This window comes from Streptomyces sp. TOM-9 (genome assembly GCF_056858595.1).
Genome location: NZ_JBXEQB010000001.1, coordinates 3,199,684 through 3,218,308, shown reverse-complemented (window position 1 = coordinate 3,218,308; position 18,625 = coordinate 3,199,684). Strand labels below are relative to the sequence as shown.

The window sequence follows — 18,625 nt, the reverse complement described above, 5'->3', positions numbered from 1 at the left end:
TGATGGACAACCATCGTTTCTGCCAATGGCACCTGGTGTGACAGCGTGGACGGCATGACATCTGGGACCCGCACCGACGTGCTGCGCTACACCGCCTTCAGTTCCGACCCCGCGGGCGGCAATCCGGCCGGCGTCGTCCTCGACGCGTCGGACCTCGACGAGGAGCGCATGCTCGCCCTCGCCGCCGAGGTCGGCTACTCCGAGACGGCGTTCGTCACGGCCGCGGACCGCGCCCGCCGGCGGTTCACCCTGCGCTACTTCAGCCCCCTCGCCGAGGTCGACTTCTGCGGCCACGCGACCGTCGCGACCGCCGTCGCGCTGGCGGAGCGCATCGGCCCCGGTGAGCTGGTCTTCGACACCCCGGCGGGGGAGATCCCCGTGCTGACGGCCGGCGACGGCGAGGGGGCGCTGCACGCCACGCTCACCAGCGTGCCGACCCGCTCGCGTCCGGCCGAGGACGCCGAGCTGGACGCCGCGCTCGCCGCGCTGGGCTGGGAGCGGGGCGAGCTGGACCCCGCGCTGCCGCCGCACGTGGCCTTCGGAGGGGTCCACCACCTGGTGCTGGCCGCCGCGGAGCGGGCCCGTCTGGCGGACCTGGCGTACGACTTCGACGCCCTGGCCGGTGTGATGCGCCGCCACGGGTGGACCACGGTGCACCTGGTGTGGCGGGAGGCCGCGGACCGCTTCCACGCCCGCGACCCCTTCCCGGTGGGCGGGGTCGTCGAGGACCCGGCGACCGGCGCGGCCGCGGCGGCGTTCGGCGGTTACCTGCGCGAGCTCGGCCTGGTGCCGGAGGCGGCCCGGGTGGTCGTGCGGCAGGGCGAGGACATGGGCCGCCCGAGCGAGCTGCTCGTGGGCGTCGACCCGCGGGACCCGCGCGTCCGGGTGACCGGCCGGGCGGTGCGCCTGGGCACGCCGACGGTCACGGGGGCTGTCTGATCCAGCCGATGGAGCGCTCGACGGCGCGCTGCCAGTTCTCGTACTCGGCGTCGCGGTGCCCCGGGTCCATGTCGGGCAGCCACTGCCCGGCACGGTGCCAGTTGTTCCGCAGCACCTTCAGGTCCGGCCAGTAGCCGGAGGCGAGACCGGCGGCGTAGGCGGCGCCCAGGGACACGGTCTCGGCGACCATGGGGCGGACCACGGGGACGTCGAGGACGTCGGCGATGAACTGCATGAGCAGGTTGTCCGCGGTCATGCCGCCGTCGACCTTGAGTTCCTTCAGCCCGAGCGAGGAGTCGGCGTTCATGGCGTCGACGACCTCGCGGGTCTGCCAGCCGGTGGCCTCCAGGACGGCCCGGGCGAGATGCCCCTTGGTGATGTACGAGGTGAGGCCGACGATGACGCCCCGGGCGTCGCTGCGCCAGTGCGGGGCGAAGAGACCGGAGAAGGCGGGCACGATGTAGCAGCCGCCGTTGTCCGCGACGGTGAGGGCGAGGGTCTCGATCTCCGGGGCGCTGCTGATCAGCCCGAGGCGGTCGCGGAACCACTGCACCAGCGATCCGGTGACGGCGATCGAGCCCTCCAGGGCGTAGACCGTCGGCTGGTCGTCGATCTTGTACGCGACCGTGGAGAGCAGCCCGTGCCGCGACCTGACCATCGTGGTCCCGGTGTTGAGCAGCAGGAAACTGCCGGTCCCGTAGGTGCACTTCGCCTCGCCGGGGGAGAAGCAGGTCTGGCCGAAGAGCGCCGCCTGCTGGTCGCCGAGGGCGGCGGTGATGCGGACCCCGGGCAGGACCGTCCGGGCCGCGCCGTAGTTCTCGGCGGAGGCGTGGATCTCCGGGAGCATCGCGCGGGGGACGCCGAAGAAGTCCAGCAGGTCCTGGTCCCAGGTCAGCGAGCGGATGTTCATCAGCATGGTGCGGCTGGCGTTGGTGGCGTCGGTGATGTGCAGGCCGCCGTCGACCCCGCCCGTCAGGTTCCAGATCAGCCAGGTCTCCATCGTCCCGAAGAGCACCTCGCCGTCGCGGGCGCGCTGTTCCAGCCCGCGCACCTCGTCGAAGAGCCAGCGGATCCGCGGCGCGGAGAAGTAGGTGGAGGGCGGCAGGCAGCAGCGCTCCAGGAAGAAGTCGTCGCCGGGGTCCTTGCGCAGCCGCTCGACGAGCGGCGCGGTACGGGTGTCCTGCCAGACGATCGCCCGGCCCAGCGGTACGCCCGTGCTCCGGTCCCACAGCACGGTCGTCTCCCGCTGGTTGGCGATGCCGATCGCGGCGACCTCCTCCGCCGCGATCTCGGCGGAGGACAGCGCCTGCGGCACGATGCGTTCGAGGTTGCGCCAGATCTCCAGGGCGTCGTGCTCGACCCAGCCGGGCCTGGGGAAGTGCTGCTGGTGCTCGCGCTGGGCCACCGACACCAGGCGCCCCCGGTGGTCGAACAGGATGCATCGGGTGGAGGTGGTGCCCTGGTCGATGGACATCACATACCGTTCAACCATGATCGGGGCCTGCTTTCCGATGCTTTCCGACGCGTTCGCTGTGCTCGGGGTGTCCGGTGCCCGGGCGGGCCTCACCAGCGGGCGGCGCCCAGGTCTCTGGAGATCGCCCGCGCGGCCTCGCGGAGCAGCGTGACCAGGGACGCCAGCGGGCGGCCCTTGCTGTCGCAGATCCGCTCGACCGGGCCGGACAGGCCGATCGCGCCCACGACGAGGCCGCCCGACCCGCGGATCGGCGCCGAGACCCCGGCCTCGCCCATCGACATCTCCTGCACCTCCGGCGCCCAGCCCTGCTCGCGGACCTCGGCGAGGGCCCGGGTCAGGTCCTCCGGGACCACCAGGGTGTGCCGGGTGTACGCCTCCAGTTCCTCCTTCAGCAGCGGCTCCAGCGGTGCCGCACCGTACGCCAGCAGGATCTTGCCGAGCGAGGAGGCGTGCAGCGGCAGCAGGGCTCCGACGTCGAGCGTCTGCAGGCTGTCGTCGGGCCGGAAGACGTGGTGGACGACGAGCACCTGGCCCTCCAGCGGGGTGCCGAGGCGTACCGCCTCGCCGCTGCGGGCGGCCAGCGCGTCGGCCCAGTTGATCGACCGGGACCGCAGTTCGTTGACGTCCAGGTAGCTGGTGCCCAGGTGCAGCAGGGCCGCCCCGAGCTGGTACTTCCCGGTCGCCGGGTCCTGCTCCACGAAGTCCACGTGCTGGAGGGTGCGCAGGATGCCGTGGGCGGTGCCCTTCGCCAGCCCGAGCGAGCCGGCCACTTCGCCCAGCCCGAGCCGGCGGGGACCGCCGGCCAGGAGCCTGAGGATCGCCGCCGCCCGTTCGATGGACTGGAGCGGGCCGGCCATACGTCGATGCTATCCCCGGCGACCACGATGGGCATCAGCGCGTTTGCGCAGGTCGTTCGGCCTCTGAGGGCGGCGTTCGATAATGACGACCCCGATTCATTGACCCGGGATGTCCTGTCTCGGAAGCTTTCGTGCAGGTCCGGGAGTCCACCCGGCAGGACTCCCCGGGAGGAGGACACCATGGCGGCACAGCCCGAGACGATGCCGCAGCGCGAGGACGTGCACGTCTGCGCGCTGTCGCACATCCCAGGCGCCCTGTCCGTCGTGCGCCGGAGGGTACGGGGCGTGCTGGCGGAGTGGGAGCTGCGCGCGGAGGTGGCCGAGGACGCGCTGCTGGTGATATCGGAGCTGACCACGAACGCGATCGTGCACGCCGACGGCCCCGCGTCCCTGCGCATCTGCTGGACCGAGGTCGAGGGGCGCAGCGCCCTGCACATCGAGGTGACCGACTCGGGCCCGTCGGCCCGACCATGCATGCCGGGGGGATCCACCGACCCCGACGAGCACGGCCGGGGCCTCGGCATCGTGGGCGCCCTCTCCACACGGCACGGCATACGTGCCGACTGCGCCGGTATCACCCGCTGGGCGGACCTGGTCACCGCCTGAGCCGCCGCCGGCGGGACCGGACCGCCGCCCGGGCCCGGGGCGGGCGGCGGGTCGTTCCGCGCGGCGCGCCGGGGGCGGGCTTACGGTGCCGCTCATGGCACTGAGCATTCGCAACCAGATCGACGGCAAGGTCGCCTCGGTGGTCCCGGGCGAGGTGATGGCCGTGGTCACGGTGCGCCTCGACGGCGGGGGACCGGACTTCACGGCGGCCGTGACCGCCGAGGCCGTGCGGGAGCTCGGCATCATCCCGGGCGGCGGGGTGACCGTGCTGATCAAGGCGACGGAGGTCTCCCTCGCCACGGCCCCGGTGCAGGGCATCAGCATCCGCAACCGGGTCCCCGGGACCGTCACCGCCGTGACGCCGGGCGAGGCCATGGCGACCGTCCGGATCGGCTTCGCGGGCGGCCGCGAGCTGACCGCCGTGATCACCCGGGAGGCCCTCGACGAGCTGGGCGTCGCCGAGGGCGCCGCGGTCGTCGCGCTGGTCAAGGCGACCGACGTGTCACTGGCGACCTGAGCGGACGGGGCCCCGCGGCGAGCCCTAGCCGAGGTACGCGGGGGCCAGCGCCGCCGTCATCATGCGGCGGGCCGTTCCGGTGCCGTCGGCGGGCACCGTCCACAGGTCCGCGCCGAAGTCCCCGGCCAGGGCGTAGACGACCGTGTGGTCGTCGCGCCAGACGACCTGGTCGTCGACGCTGCGCCGCTCCGCGAGCTGGGTCTCGCGCAGGGTGGCCAGGTCCAGGACGTACAGCCGCCAGGGCGCGTCGGGGGACAGGCCCGCGACGCGCTTCTTGAACACCAGCCGGGTGCCGTCGGGCGAGAGCGAGGGGCACTCGACGTTGCCGCGCAGCGTGCGGACGGAGCGGGCCGCGACGTCGCCGCGGACGAGGTAGGTGCGGCCGCCGGTGCCCAGGGTGGCGTAGAAGTGGGTGTCGTCGGAGAAGGTCACGCCCCAGAAGTTGACGTCGGCGGCGTGGTACGGCCGGCCCTCCTTGGTGATCCGGAAGTCCTCGAGGTTCTTGACGAGGGTCCAGGTACGGGTGTCCAGGACGGAGGTGCGGGTGGAGAAGTTCGTGCCCGCGTAGGAGTCGCCCCCGACGAACACCGTCCAGGCGACCATGCGCCCGCTGGGCGAGACCCGGGCCCGGGTCGGGATGCCCGCGAGGGGGAAGCGGCGCAGCTCGTGCAGCCGGGCGTCGAGCACGACGGCGCGGTAGCTGTCCTGGACGGCGCCCTTGACGGACTGCAGGCAGATGCCGGTGCCCGCGGCCGCGTAGAAGCGCAGGCACTTCACGTCCGAGGCGGTGCGCGCGGCCCCGGGCCGGCCGGCCGGGACCGTGGCGAGCTCGTCCCGGTGCGGGCCCCACGCCATGTTGCGGAACACCATGCGGGGCGCGTCCGGCGCCAGCGTCACCGCCCCCGCCGTGACCGCGGGACCGCCCGCCTGCGGGCGGTCCTTCTCCGCCGCCCGGTCGGCGGCGCGCAGCACGGACACGGCGGCGACGGCGGCCAGCGCCGCCACGGCGGCGAGCAGCACGAACAGACGGCTGCGGGTGTTCATGGGGGGCCTTTCCTCGAAGGTCACGTGCTCGGCGCCGGACGCAGGTACACGGCGCAGACCGCGCACGCCGTCAGCGCCAGCGCGGCGGCGGTGAGCGCCGCGCGGTCGCCCCAGGCGGTCCAGGCCGCGCCGAAGGCCAGGGAGGCGACGAAGCGGGCCATGGCCTGCCCGGTCTGGACGAGGGCGAGCCCGGCACCGCGCAACTCGTCGGGGACGGCGGTGGAGGCGGCGGCCATCAGCACACCGTCCGTGGCGGCGTAGAAGGCGCCGTGCAGCAGCAGGACGGCGTACGCGGGGCCGTGCGCGAGCATCAGCCCGTACGCGGCGAGCAGCGCGAGGTGTCCCGCCAGGAACATCCGCCAGCGCCCCACACGGTCGGCCAGCCGCCCCAGCGGCATCGCGAGCAGCAGGAATGCCGCCGCGGTGCCCAGGGGGAGCAGCGCGAACCAGCGGTCGGGGACCCCGAGCCGGTGCTGGAGCAGCAGGTAGACGAAGGAGTCGCTCACCGTCGACAGGCCCAGCAGCGTCGCGCAGACCGTCAGCCGCCGCACGTCCCGGCGGCGCAGCAGCGCCACGGACGCCCGCAGCGAAGGCGAGGGCGCGTCGGCGGGGGCGGGGGCGGCCGTGGTGACCGGGGCCCCGCCGCGGAGGCGGCCCGGCACGAAGAGCAGCAGCACCAGCACCCCCACGGCGGCCACGCAGAAGCTCACCGTGAAGACGGCGTCGTACCCCTCGGCGGCCTGCCGCAGGATGAGGAACGCCACCAGCGGTCCCAGCAGCGCCCCGGCGGTGTCCATGGCGCGGTGCACGCCGAAGGCCCGCCCGCGCGTCTCGGGCGTGGAGGTCAGCGAGATCAGCGCGTCCCGCGGTGCGGTGCGCAGTCCCTTGCCGGTGCGGTCGACCGCGAGGACGGCACCGATCAGGGGCAGGCTGTGGACGAGAAGCAGCGCGGGCTTGCACAGCGCCGACAGGCCGTAGCCGACGGCCGCGACGGCCTTGTGCCGGCCGCCGCCCCGGTCGGCGAGGTGCCCGCCGGCCAGCCGCACGAGGGCGCTGAAGCCGTTGTAGACGCCGTCGAGCAGGCCGAAGCCGAGCGGGGAGAGCCCGAGTCCGGCGACCAGGTAGAGGGGGAGCACGGCGGTGACCATCTCCGACGAGACGTCGGTGATGAGGCTGACGGTGCCCAGGACGAGGACGGTGGGGGCGACCCCGGTGCCGGCTCCGCCGCGGCTGTCCGCGACGTACACCGGCCTCAGCTCGCCCAGATGCCGGTGATGTCCGAGGCGGAGGCGGCGTTGCCCGCGTGCGTGGTGAGACCCGCCAGGTCCTCCAGCGTGCGGAGCACGTTGTAGTGGTTGTACGTCGTGGCGGACGACGAACCGGCCTTGACCGGCTGGCCGTAGAGCACGGTCGGGATGCGGTTGCCGCTCAGCCGGTTGTCCTCGTCGAAGGTGACGACGAGCAGGCTGTTGTGGGTCTTCGCCCAGGTCGCGTAGGCGCCCAGCTTGTTCTTCAGCCAGGTGTCACCGGTGGAGACCGAGCAGTCGTGCATGTCGCTGCACAGGTTCGGCGTGACGAACGAGACCTTCGGCAGGGTGGTGAAGTCCGTCGGGAACTGGGCGAAGGTCTTCGCCGTCGACGTCGGGACGTTGCTGAACGCGAACCACGGGTTGTGCTTGCGGGCGTAGTCGCCGCTGCTGCAGGTGGTGGAACCCTGGCTGGGCAGCGTCTCGTTGTAGCTGGCCCAGCTCTTGCCGGCGGCGATCAGCTCGGAGGCGAGGTTGGGCTTGGAGCTGAAGCCCGGGGTGTAGCAGCCGTCGTCGGTGACGCCCTGGTTGCCGCCCGAGAAGATCTGCAGGTAGTTGGGCTGGCTCGGGTGCGTGACGCCGTACGACTGCGTCAGGCTGGCGCCGCCGGCCTTGAGCGTGTTGTTGAGGTACGGCGCGCTGGAGCTGCCGATGACCTGGCTGTAGGCGTGGTTCTCGAGCATCACCACGACCACGTGGTCGGGGTTCGGCACGCTGCCGGCCGCGTGGGCGGTCTCGGCGCCGCCGAGTCCGGCCCACAGGCCGAGGGAGGCGGCGGCGACGCCGAGGGTGGAAGTGAGGGCGGTGACGGTACGACGGGGACGGGGCAGGGACCAGCCGGACACGGCGGACCTCCGTGAAGGGGGGGGACGGGGAGTGGCGCCGCGCCAGATTAGGAGGGGGCCGCGGACGTCCGAAGCGCCGCGGAAGTGAAGGTCCGGGGAACGGTGCGTACGTTCTGGATCTTGAGGTCAAGCCCAGGTAAAAGGGCCCGGGGAACGCAACTCGCGTTCCCCGGGCCCTTGCTGTCAGGACGTCACTTGACGTACGTGATGCCGTCCGTGGTGATCGCGGGGCGGCCGGAGGTGCCGACGACGACGATCTTCAGCGTGTGCTTGCCGCTGGTCGTCCAGGACTTGGACCAGATCGTCTGCCGGTAGGCGGTGGTGGAGGACTTCAGGTCCACCGTGGCCGCCTTGACCCCGTCGACGTAGACGTACGCCTGACCGGAGGTCGAGGCGCGGGAGACCACCCAGCCGACCGAGCGGCCGGTGAACGTCCAGGTCAGGCTGGCGTTCTTCGAGGAGGAGGTGAGCGACTTGCCGCCGAGGTAGCTGGTGCTGCTCTTCGCCGACCACTTCCCGGCCTTCGTCGCCGAGGTCTCCTGCAGGATCGCCGCCGTGCGGCTCACCGAGGCGGTGGTGTAGTTCCCGGCCGCGTCGGTGGCCTTCAGGCCGTAGGTGACCGCGGTGTTCGCCTTGCCCGTGGTGCTCCACGACGTGGTGGTCGGGCCGAAGGTGGCCGTGGTCGGGGCGGTCGCCGCGATGCCCTTGAGCGCGCCGTTGTCGGAGGCCTTCCAGGTCACGGAGACCGGCACGGAGGTGCTGGAGACGGCGGCGTTGCGGATCTTCACCTCGGGCGCGGTGGTGAACGCCGGCTTGGTCGTGTCGCCGACCACGGTGTACGAACTCGCGGACGTCGCCGTCTTGTTGTTGTTGTGCACGGCTCGCACGGTCACGGTGTGCTTGCCCGCGGCGACCGTGATCGGCGCCGAGAGCGCGGTGGGCTTGGCGGTGGCCGCGACCTTGCCGTCCACGAGCACCTCGAACCGCTTGATGACGGCGGTCGGGGTGGACTCCTTCCAGGCCACCGTCGCCGTGCCCTTGGTGTAGTACGAGGACCCGGAGAGCGTGGCGCCGCTGACGCCGTTCAGCGTCGGCGCGGCGACGCCGGCCGCGTAGGAGCGGATGGTGGCGAGTTTGTCGTACAGGTTCTGGCCGGGGCAGGCGGTGGCGAAGCCGTCGCGGTGCCCGGAGATCGGGTTGAACGTGTACGACTTCTTGAAGACCCACGGCGGGCTGTCCTCCGCGCCCTCGACCAGGGTCTGCGTCTTGCTGCCGGGGTTGGGGTTGATCCCGTACTGGCCGAGCTTCCACGCGGACAGCGCCGCGATCGAGCCGAGCATCTTGGAGGAGATCGGTGTGGCCGGGACGCCCTTGATGACCTGGAAGGTGCCGATCGCGGCGATGCCCCAGCTACGCGTGTTGAAGCCGTAGGTCTGCGCGCCGATGACCGGCAGGTCCAGGCCGCCGAAGCGGCCCTCGAAGATGGTGCCGCACTTGTCGACCAGGGCGTTGTAGCCGATGTCGCGCCAGTCCTGCGACAGGTGGTAGGCGTAGATCCACCGCACGATCGAGGCCGAGTCGGCGCAGTCGTAGTCGGCGGCGGTGTCGGTGTGGTGGACGAAGACCACGTTCACCTTGTCCGCGTAGGGCGGGTCCCCGGCCTCGCGCTTGGACTCGTCGGCACCCCAGTCCTTGCGGAGCTTGACGGCCGGCATCGCCACGGTGGACGTGGGGGCGGTCGGCCGGGTCGAACTCGGCGACGGCGAGGTGGGGGCGGAGGTGCTCGCGGACGCGCTCGGGGAGGCGCTCGTGGACGCCGAGGAGTCCGGTGCCGGGGCCGAGGTCGACGGAGCCGCCGTGTCGCTCGGTGAGGAGTCCGTCGGGTCGGGCGTCGCGGTGTCGGACGGCGAGTCCGTCGCCGAGGGATCGGCCGGCGGGGTCGTGGTCTCCTCGGCGTCCGCCGCGAAGGCGGCAGGCGCCATGGCGACGTCGGTGCCGCTCTTCTTGGCGTCGCCGACCAGCTCGAGCTGGAGGCCCTTCGGGAGGGTGCCCGACGCGGCGTTCGCCGATACGACCTTGAGCTCGACGCCGTTGGACAGGCCCACGTACAGCGGGGCCGAACCGCCCCGGGTAGCGCCCTCGGTCTTCGGGTCGGGAGCGTCGTCGTAGTGCGGGTCGACCGCGTGCCAGTCGGACCACTGGCCGCTCTTCACGGAACGGGTGCGCACCTGCACCGTGCCGTCCAGCTCCGTGCGCGGGTCGTCCCACGTCACACCGAGCAGGCCGAAGGTGTCGGTGTCGCGCCGGGGCAGGGTGCGCTCCCCGCCCTTGCCCTTGAGGTCGACGGACTGGACCGCACTGGGCACCGGCCCCTTCGCGTCGGCCGACGGGGCGGTCCCCTCCGGTCCGCTGGCCACGGACGAGGCGGTGATGACACCGGCCCCTCCGAGTACGACCGCCCCCACCGCGAGCCACGCACGCCCGCGCAGACGTATTCGCCGCATGTTCTCTTCCCCGCCCCGTCCCACTCATGGGTAGCCGTGGGTACCGTTGGTTGATTTCTTAAACCTCTGAAACAGCAAGCGCTTTATACCAGAAGGGCCAGACCGCGCTCACACCGCCGGACGATCACCCCGAAACCGGCCATAACGCCAGGTAACAGAGCCGGGGCAGGGCGGATACTCTCTCTAGGGCGGATCAGCCCAGCCGGGAGCACCGGGAAAGGCAGGCGGCGTGCTGGAAGGGCGACGGGACACCAGGTTCGGGCGGCTGCTGAGGCACGGCTTCAGTGACGCCGTGGCCGCCGAGGCACTGCTGGGCGGCGAGCAGCTCGCCCCGGTGCGCAGCGACCCGGTCCTGCTCGACGCGCTGGGCGCCACGGCCGACCCCGACCAGGCGCTCGCCTCCCTCGTACGGCTCCTCGAGGCCCTCGATCCCGGGGAGCGGCGCACCCTCCTCGACACGCTCACCACGGCCAAGCCGCTGCGCGACCGGCTGCTCGGGGTGCTGGGCGCCTCCGTGGCCCTGGCCGACCACCTCACCCGGCATCCGCGTGACTGGCACGCCCTGGTCACCTACGAGCACGCCGACCTGCACCCGGGGACCACGGAGTTCGAACGGGGGCTGGCCGGGGCCGACGACCCCGAGTCGCTGCGCGTCGCCTACCGGCGCTGCATGCTGGGCATCGCCGCCCGCGACGTGTGCGGCACCAGCGACCTGGTGCAGACCGCCGCGGAGCTCGCCGACCTCGCCACCGCGACGCTGCGCGCGGCCCTGGCCATGGCCGAGGAGGAGGCGCCGGGCGACGCCGCGCTGTGCCGGCTGGCGGTGATCGGCATGGGCAAGTGCGGCGGCCACGAGCTCAACTACATCTCCGACGTCGACGTCATCTTCGTGGCCGAGGCCCGCCCCGACGCCGAGGAGGCCAAGGCGCTGCAGGCCGCCACGCGACTGGCCTCGCGCATGATGCGGATCTGCTCCGACACCACCGTCGAGGGCAGCATCTGGCAGGTCGACGCCAACCTGCGGCCCGAGGGCCGGCGCGGCCCGCTGGTGCGCACCCTCTCCAGCCACCTGGCCTACTACAAGCGCTGGGCCAAGACGTGGGAGTTCCAGGCGCTGCTCAAGGCCCGCCCGGTGGCCGGCGACCCGGCGCTCGGGCAGGAGTACGTCGAGGCGCTGTCGCCCATGGTGTGGCAGGCCGCCGAACGCGAGCACTTCGTCCAGGACGTGCAGGAGATGCGGCGCCGGGTCGTGGAGAACATCCCCGTCGCGCACCTGGACCGGGAGCTGAAGCTGGGCCCCGGCGGCCTGCGGGACGTGGAGTTCGCGGTGCAGCTGCTCCAGCTCGTGCACGGCCGCACCGACCCGTCGCTGCGCAGCGGCACCACCCTGACCGCGCTGTCCCAGCTCGCCGCCGGCGGCTACGTGGGGCGGGCGGACGCGGCGGCGCTCGACACCTCGTACCGCTTCCTGCGGACGATGGAGCACCGCATCCAGCTCCACAAGCTGCGCCGCACCCACCTGGTGCCCGAGGACGTGGCCGACCTGCGGCGGCTCGGCCGCTCCCTGGGCTTCCGGGCGGACCCGGTGGCGGAGCTGCAGCGGGAGTGGCGGCGGCACGCGCGGGAGGTGCGCCGCCTCCACGAGAAGCTCTTCTACCGGCCGCTGCTCGACGCGGTCGCCCAGCTCGCCCCCGGCGAGGTGGGCCTGACCCCGGACGCGGCCAAGCAGCGTCTGGAGGCGCTCGGCTACGCCGACCCCACCGCGGCCCTGCGCCATCTGGAGGCGCTGGCCTCGGGGGTCAGCCGCAAGGCCGCCATCCAGCGGACCCTGCTGCCGGTGCTGCTCGGCTGGTTCGCCGACTCCGCGGACCCCGACGCGGGTCTGCTCAATTTCCGCAAGGTCAGCGACGCCCTGGGCCGCACCCCCTGGTACCTGCGGCTGCTGCGGGACGAGGGCGCCGCAGCCGTCAACCTCGCGCGCGTGCTGTCCTCCGGGCGGCTCGCCCCCGACCTGCTCATGCGGGCCCCCGAGGCGGTCGCCCTGCTCGCCGACGACGAGGGGCTCCAGCCCCGCACGCGCGGTGCGCTGGACCAGGAGGTGCTGGCCGCGGTCCACCGCGCGGACTCCGCCGAGCAGGCCGTCGCCGCGGTACGCGGGGTCCGCCGCCGCGAGCTGTTCCGCACCGCGGCCGCGGACCTCGTCGGGGTCCACCGCGACGACCCCGACGCCATCGGCACCGCCCTCACCGACCTCAACGCCGCCGCCGTCACCGGGGCCCTGCAGGCCGCGGTCAACGCCGTCGAGGCGGCCGAGGGAGAGCCCCTGCCGACCCGGTTCGCCGTCATCGGGATGGGCCGCTTCGGCGGCCACGAACTGGGCTACGGCTCCGACGCCGACGTCCTGTTCGTCCACGAGCCGTACGAGGGCACCGACGAGCACCGGGCCGCCAAGGCCGCGCTCAAGGTCGCCAACGAGCTGCGCAGGCTGCTGCAGATCCCCACCACCGACCCACCGCTGCTCATCGACGCCGACCTGCGCCCCGAGGGCAAGAGCGGACCGCTGGTGCGCACGCTCGGCTCGTACGCCGCCTACTACCGGCGCTGGTCGCTGGTCTGGGAGAGCCACGCCCTGCTGCGCGCCGAACCGGTCGCGGGCGACGAGGACCTGGGCGCCCGCTTCATCGGCCTCGTCGACCCGCTGCGCTACCCGGCCGACGGGCTGCCAGAGGAGGCGGTCCGCGAGATCCGCCGGCTCAAGGCCCGTATGGAGTCCGAGCGGCTGCCGCGCGGCGCCGACCCGACGACCCACGCCAAGCTGGGGCGGGGCGGGCTCAGCGACGTCGAGTGGACCGTGCAGCTGCTGCAGCTCCAGCACGGCGCGCGGTTCCCCGGCCTGCGGACCACCCGTACCCGGCCGGCGCTGGCCGCGGCCGCGGCGGCGGGACTGGTCCTCGCCGAGGACGCGGAAGTCCTGGACGCCGCCTGGATCCTGGCGAGCCGGATGCGCAACGCCGTCATGCTCGTCCGGGCCCGCGCCGGGGACACCTTCCCCGGCGACGGCAAGGAACTCGCCGCGGTGGGGCGGTACCTCGGCTACGAGCCGGGCCACGTGGGCGACATGGTCGAGGAGTACCGCCGGGCCACGCGCCGGGCCCGCGCGGTGGTCGAGCGCCTCTTCTACGCCACGTAGTCCGCGTCCGCCGCCCGGCTACGCCGTGGCGACCCGCACCTGGCGCGGCAACCGGTAGGCGAGGCCGCCGTAGACCGCCCAGGAGGCGGCGAAGCCGACGCCGAGGCAGAGGGTGCCGCCGGCGGCGTCGAGCCAGAAGTGGTTGGCGGTGGAGACGATGACGAGCAGCGTGACGACCGGGTAGAGCACGCCCAGCACCCGCACCCAGGTCCGCCGCGCGAGCATGGCGACGGTGATGCCGCACCACAGCGACCAGCCGATGTGCATCGACGGCATGGCCGCGTACTGGTTGGAGACGTGCGCCAGGTCGCCCGACGCCATCGACCCCCAGGTGTGGTGGATCTTCACGGTGTCGATGAAGCCGCCGCCCTCCATCAGCCGGGGCGGCGCCAGGGGGAAGAAGTAGTAGCCGAGCAGCGCGATGCCGGTCGTCACGAAGAGGACCAGCCGGGTCGGCGCGTAGCGCCCGGGGTGCCGGCGGAACAGCCAGACGAGCACCGCGAGGGTGACGATGAAGTGGAGCGTCGCGTAGTAATAGTTCATCGCGACGATGAGCCACGTTACCGAGTTCACGGCATGATTGACCGCGTGCTCGAAGGCGAGCCCGAGGGACCGTTCCAGGCCCCAGACGTGGCCCGCGTTCCGCATGGCGTCGTCCTGCTGCTCGGGCACGGCGTTGCGCACCAGCGAGTAGATCCAGTAGCTGACGGCGATCAGCAGGATCTCGAACCACAGCCGGGGCCGGCGTGGCGCCAGCAGTCTGTTGCCCGTCGTCGCTCCATCGGCGTCACGGGAATCGATGGAGCGCGGTGGTACGGCGTCACTGCGGTGGGCCATGGTCTTCGCGGTCGATTCCCCCATGGGGCGATAGTCTGCCATGCGGTCCGGTGCCGTCCGATCAACCCCCGGTGGGATTGCGTGCATCCCGCGTACGCCTCCCGGTCGACTGCTGTACGGGTACGGCTGCCCCGGCCTTGGGACCTGATGCCGTCGAACCGCGGACGACCAGTTCGGGCAGGAAGACGAACTCGCTGTGCGGTGCCGGGGTACCGCCGACCTCCTCCAGCAGCGCGCGCACCGCGGCCTGGCCCATGGCCGTGACCGGCTGCCGGATGGTGGTGAGCGGCGGATCGGTGAAGGCGATGAGCGGGGAGTCGTCGAAGCCGACGACGGAGACGTCCCCGGGGACGGACAGCCCCTGCTGCCGGGCGGCGCGGACGGCGCCGAGCGCCATCATGTCGGAGGCGCACACCACGGCCGTGCAGCCGGCCTCGATCAGGCCGGAGGCGGCAGCTTGACCACCCTCGAGGGTGAACAGCGAGTGCTGGATGCGCCCGGCCGCCTCGTCGGCGGCTATGCCGAGCACCTCCTCCATGCTGCGCAGGAAGCCCTCTATCTTGCGCTGTACGGGGACGAACCGCTTGGGACCGACCGCGAGGCCGATCCGCTCGTGGCCGAGCGCCGCCAGATGGGTGACGGCCAGACGCATGGCACCGCGATCGTCGGGCGAGACGAACGGCGCCTTGATCTTGCCGGAGAAGCCGTTGATCAGGACGAACGGCACGCCCTGGCCGTGCAGCCGGTCGTAGCGCTCCACGTCGGCGGTGGAGTCGGCGTGCAGTCCGGAGACGAAGATGATCCCGGCGACACCGCGCTCGACGAGCATCTCGACGAGTTCGTCCTCGGTCGAGCCGCCCGGGGTCTGGGTGGCCAGCACCGGGGTGTACCCCTGCCGGGTCAGGGCCTGCCCGATGACCTGCGCGAAGGCCGGGAAGATCGGGTTCTCCAGCTCCGGGGTGATGAGCCCGACGAGGCCCGCGCTGCGCTGCCGCAGCCGCACCGGCCGTTCGTACCCCAGCAGGTCGAGGGCGGCCAGCACGGATTGACGGGTGGCGGCGGAGACCCCGGGCTTGCCGTTGAGGACACGGCTGACGGTCGCTTCGCTCACCCCCGCCTGGGCTGCGATGTCGGCAAGCCTTGCGGTCACAGGATTGGACTGTACCGGTCGCATCTCAGATCGCCCACCAGATGCACGAATCAGCCGGAAGACGGACGGATCCGCCGGTGAACGCCACGGGCTCGGAGGAGAGCACCGGCCGCCCCGGCACGGGGAGTTGGACCGGGGCCGGATTGGCGTTGACGGTGCACACCAGGCCGGGACGGGAGAAGGCCAGCACCCCCTCGGGAGCGTCCAGCCAGCGCATCGGCCCGTCGCCGAGGCCGGGCAGTTCACGGCGCAGCCGCAGGGCCGAGCGGTACAGCTCCAGGGTGGAGTCGGGGTCGCCGGTCTGCGCCTGGACGCTCAGTCCACCCCAGCCCGCGGGCTGCGGCAGCCAGCTGCCGGCCGGGCCGAAGCCGTGGCTGGGGCCGTCGGCGGTCCACGGGATGGGCACCCGGCAGCCGTCGCGCAGCCCGTCCTGGCCGTTGTCCCGGAAGAAGGAGGGGTCCTGGCGGACCTCGTCCGGCAGGTCGGTGACCTCGGGCAGACCCAGTTCCTCGCCCTGGTAGACGTAGACGGAACCGGGCAGCGCGAGCATCAGCAGGGCCGCGGCGCGGGCCCGGCGCAGCCCGGCCGCACCGCCCCCGTAGCGGGTGACGTGCCGGACCACGTCGTGGTTGGAGAGCACCCAGGTGGTGGGGGCGCCCACGGAGACGGTGGCGGCGAGGGACTCCTCGATCACCGCCCGCATCGCCCCGGCCTCCCAGGGGCACTGCAGGAAGTGGAAGTTGAAGGCCTGGTGCAGCTCGTCGGGGCGGACGTACAGCGCCATGCGCCCGGCGTCGGGCGCCCAGGCCTCGGCGACGCCGATGCGCTCGGACGGCAGTTCCCGCGGCCCGGGGCCGGGGGAGTAGGAGTCGAGCAGCCGGCGCCAGGCGCGGTGGATCTCGTGCACCCCGTCCTGGTCGAAGAAGGGGAGCACCTGGGAGCCGATCATCTTGACCTGCTCCTTGTGACCGATGTCGGGCAGGCCGGGCGCCTTGACCATGCCGTGGGCGACGTCGATGCGGAAGCCGTCCACGCCCAGGTCCAGCCAGAAGCGGAGGATGGCGTCGAACTCCTCGCGGACCTCGGGGTGCTCCCAGTTGAGGTCGGGCTGCTCGGGCGCGAAGAGGTGGAGGTACCAGTCGCCGTCCGCGACCCGGGTCCACGCGGGGCCGCCGAAGACCGACTCCCAGTCGTTGGGCGGCAGTTCGCCGTGCTCGCCCTTGCCGGGGCGGAAGTGGTAGCGCTCACGGGCCGGCCCCCCGCGCCGGTCCGTGAGCGCCGCCCGGAACCACGCGTGCCGGTCGGAGGTGTGGTTCGGGACGATGTCGACGATCACCCGAAGGCCCAGCTCGTGGGCGGTGCGGATGAGCGCGTCGGCGTCCGCGAGGGAGCCGAAGAGGGGGTCGACGCTGCGGTAGTCGGCGACGTCGTAGCCGCCGTCCGCCTGGGGCGAGGCGTAGAAGGGGGTCAGCCAGACCGCGTCGGCGCCCAGTTCCGCCAGGTACGGCAGCCGGGCCCGGATGCCGGGCAGGTCGCCCACGCCGTCACCGTCGCCGTCGGCGAAGGAGCGTACGTACACCTGGTAGATGACGGCGCTGCGCCACCAGCCGGGTGTGCCCCCCTCGGGGGCGGCCGGGGTCTCGTCGGTCGCGTCGTGGATGACGGGGGCGAGCTCTTGGGTCATGTCGGTCCCTCGGGAGTCGGCGCCGTTCCCTGCCGATGATTCCGATCCGCCGCGTGATCGGCAATGCCTTTCAAGAATTTGCGGAAGATCGCGTAACGGCTTCCAGGAGCGCGAGCGTCCCACGTCACGTCTCCCGTCTGCAACTGTGAGGACACGCAGATGTAACGATCGGAAGATCTTGCAAGTCTTTGCAGCAAGGTCTTTCGTCAGGCTTTCATCCCTGTTACGTTCCTCGACAGCCCGGCGGCCGCAAAGGCGCAGTCGGCAGGGGGGACGCGGCGACGCGCCCCGCACCATCACGGGCTTTCATCCTGGAGGAGATCACATGCGGCGTGGCATAGCGGCCACCGCGCTGGTTGCGGCGCTCGGGCTTGCGGCGACGGCTTGCGGCGGCGACGACGGCGGCAGTGACAAGGCCGGCGGTCCCGTCACCATCACCTGGTGGGACACCTCGAACGCGACGAACGAGGCGCCGACCTACAAGGCCCTGATCGCGGACTTCGAGAAGGCGAACCCGAAGATCAAGGTCACGTACGTCAACGTGCCGTTCGACCAGGCCCAGAACAAGTTCCAGACGGCCGCCGGCAGCAAGGGCGCCCCGGACGTCGTCCGCGCCGAGGTCGGCTGGACCGCCTCCTGGGCGAAGTCCCAGTTCCTCGCGCCGCTGGACGGCACCCCGGCGCTGGCCGACCAGGGTGACATCAACCCGTCCCTGCTCAAGCAGGCGCAGTACGAGGGCAAGACCTACGGTGCCCCGATCGTCACCGACACCCTCGCGCTCATGTGGAACAAGGAGCTGCTGAAGAAGGCCGGCTTCGACAAGGCCCCCGCCACCTGGGACGAGCTGAAGGCGGTCGCCAAGGCCGTCAAGGCCAAGGACAAGGTCGACGGCTTCTGGCTCCGCGCCGACTCCTACTACGAGCTGCCCTTCCTCTTCGGCGAGGGCACCGACATGGTCGACGCCGCGGCGAAGAAGATCACGATCAACTCGCCCGAGGCCGTCAAGGCCGTCGACACGAGCAAGTCCGTGCTCGCCGCCCCGGGTGTCCACAAGCTCGACGTGACCGCCGACAGCTACGCCCACATGCAGGACGCGTTCGTCAACGGCAAGGTCGCCATGATCGTCCAGGGTCCCTGGGAGCTGACCAACATCTACAAGGGTGCGGCCTTCACCGACAAGGCCAACCTGGGCATCTCCTCCGTCCCGGCCGGCTCCACCGGCAAGGCCGGCGCCCCCACCGGCGGCCACAACCTGGCCGTCTACGCCGGCTCGGACAAGGCCCACCAGGAAGCCGCCCAGAAGTTCGTCGGCTGGATGACCTCGGGTGAGACCCAGGCCAAGATCGCGCTGAAGAACGGCACCCTGCCGACCCGCACCTCCGCCTACACCGCCGAGGTCAAGGCCGCTCCCGGCGTCGCCGAGTTCCAGGACATCCTGGCCAACGTCGCCCGCCCGCGTCCGGAGCTGCCGGAGTACAGCTCCCTGTTCGCCGACTTCAACACCGGTCTGACGAACGTCCTGCAGGGCAAGGCCGGCACCCAGCAGGGGCTGGACGCGACCGCCGACGCCTACAAGAAGCTCGTCAAGGACTTCCAGTAAGGCAGCCATGAGCCGTCCGGTCCGCCTCCCCCGAGCGGGGGGCGGGCCGGGCGGCCCGCCCGCGTCCGCAC

Annotated in this window: 14 protein-coding genes; 5 read left to right on the top strand and 9 right to left on the bottom strand. The window is 72.4% G+C overall.

The window, feature by feature from the left end:
- The first annotated feature begins 54 nt into the window (after window positions 1–54).
- The gene (locus tag AC1VWI_RS15055) at window positions 55–939 is read left to right on the top strand and encodes a PhzF family phenazine biosynthesis isomerase (protein WP_499511515.1); all 885 of its coding nucleotides are present in this window, start codon (window positions 55–57) and stop codon (window positions 937–939) included.
- On the opposite strand, the gene glpK is transcribed toward AC1VWI_RS15055, so the two are convergent.
- Window positions 923–2,431, bottom strand: a complete 1,509-nt coding sequence (glpK, locus tag AC1VWI_RS15050; protein WP_499511514.1) for a glycerol kinase GlpK — start codon at window positions 2,429–2,431, stop codon at window positions 923–925. The two genes, AC1VWI_RS15055 and glpK, sit on opposite strands and share 17 nt — an antisense overlap.
- A gap of 71 nt (window positions 2,432–2,502) precedes the next feature.
- On the bottom strand, window positions 2,503–3,270 hold the full coding sequence (locus AC1VWI_RS15045) for an IclR family transcriptional regulator (RefSeq protein WP_499511513.1): 768 nt from the start codon (window positions 3,268–3,270) through the stop codon (window positions 2,503–2,505).
- A gap of 180 nt (window positions 3,271–3,450) precedes the next feature.
- Between AC1VWI_RS15045 and AC1VWI_RS15040 the strand changes: the two genes are divergently transcribed.
- Both AC1VWI_RS15040 and AC1VWI_RS15035 read left to right on the top strand, forming a co-directional pair.
- Complete coding sequence (locus tag AC1VWI_RS15040; RefSeq protein ID WP_499511512.1) at window positions 3,451–3,876, top strand: ATP-binding protein; 426 nt, start codon at window positions 3,451–3,453, stop codon at window positions 3,874–3,876.
- 94 nt (window positions 3,877–3,970) lie between these two features.
- Window positions 3,971–4,393 carry a TOBE domain-containing protein gene (locus tag AC1VWI_RS15035; RefSeq protein ID WP_499511511.1) on the top strand — a complete coding sequence of 141 codons (423 nt, stop codon included), beginning with the start codon at window positions 3,971–3,973 and terminating at the stop codon, window positions 4,391–4,393.
- Between the two features lie 24 nt (window positions 4,394–4,417).
- Here the strand turns inward: AC1VWI_RS15035 and AC1VWI_RS15030 are convergent, their stop codons facing one another.
- From AC1VWI_RS15030 to AC1VWI_RS15015, 4 genes are all read right to left on the bottom strand, one after another.
- Complete coding sequence (locus AC1VWI_RS15030; protein ID WP_499511510.1) at window positions 4,418–5,437, bottom strand: TolB family protein; 1,020 nt, start codon at window positions 5,435–5,437, stop codon at window positions 4,418–4,420.
- Between the two features lie 20 nt (window positions 5,438–5,457).
- Window positions 5,458–6,684, bottom strand: a complete 1,227-nt coding sequence (locus AC1VWI_RS15025) for an MFS transporter (RefSeq protein ID WP_499511509.1) — start codon at window positions 6,682–6,684, stop codon at window positions 5,458–5,460.
- Window positions 6,685–6,689: 5 nt separating this feature from the next.
- A complete protein-coding gene (locus AC1VWI_RS15020; RefSeq protein ID WP_499511508.1) occupies window positions 6,690–7,589 on the bottom strand; it encodes an alkaline phosphatase family protein in 900 nt (299 codons plus the stop codon).
- Window positions 7,590–7,780: 191 nt separating this feature from the next.
- Entirely contained in the window at window positions 7,781–10,093 is a 2,313-nt protein-coding gene (locus AC1VWI_RS15015; RefSeq protein WP_499511507.1) for a peptidoglycan recognition protein family protein, read from the bottom strand.
- 229 nt (window positions 10,094–10,322) lie between these two features.
- On the opposite strand from AC1VWI_RS15015, the gene AC1VWI_RS15010 reads away from it, so the two are divergent.
- On the top strand, window positions 10,323–13,283 hold the full coding sequence (locus AC1VWI_RS15010) for a bifunctional [glutamine synthetase] adenylyltransferase/[glutamine synthetase]-adenylyl-L-tyrosine phosphorylase (protein ID WP_499511506.1): 2,961 nt from the start codon (window positions 10,323–10,325) through the stop codon (window positions 13,281–13,283).
- An 18-nt stretch (window positions 13,284–13,301) separates the two neighbouring features.
- On the opposite strand, the gene AC1VWI_RS15005 is transcribed toward AC1VWI_RS15010, so the two are convergent.
- The 3 genes from AC1VWI_RS15005 to AC1VWI_RS14995 are packed head-to-tail and all read right to left on the bottom strand — an operon-like array spanning window position 13,302 to window position 16,954.
- Window positions 13,302–14,144 (bottom strand): phosphatase PAP2 family protein, encoded by an 843-nt coding sequence (locus AC1VWI_RS15005; RefSeq protein ID WP_499511505.1) that lies wholly within the window; start codon window positions 14,142–14,144, stop codon window positions 13,302–13,304.
- 37 nt (window positions 14,145–14,181) lie between these two features.
- Window positions 14,182–15,270: a LacI family DNA-binding transcriptional regulator gene (locus tag AC1VWI_RS15000; RefSeq protein WP_499511504.1), complete on the bottom strand. Its 1,089-nt coding sequence runs from the start codon at window positions 15,268–15,270 to the stop codon at window positions 14,182–14,184.
- Between the two features lie 25 nt (window positions 15,271–15,295).
- Window positions 15,296–16,954, bottom strand: a complete 1,659-nt coding sequence (locus AC1VWI_RS14995) for a glycoside hydrolase family 13 protein (protein WP_499511503.1) — start codon at window positions 16,952–16,954, stop codon at window positions 15,296–15,298.
- 325 nt (window positions 16,955–17,279) lie between these two features.
- Here AC1VWI_RS14995 and AC1VWI_RS14990 point away from each other — a divergent pair, with 325 nt between their 5' ends.
- Complete coding sequence (locus AC1VWI_RS14990) at window positions 17,280–18,554, top strand: extracellular solute-binding protein (protein WP_499511502.1); 1,275 nt, start codon at window positions 17,280–17,282, stop codon at window positions 18,552–18,554.
- The last annotated feature ends 71 nt before the right edge of the window (window positions 18,555–18,625 follow it).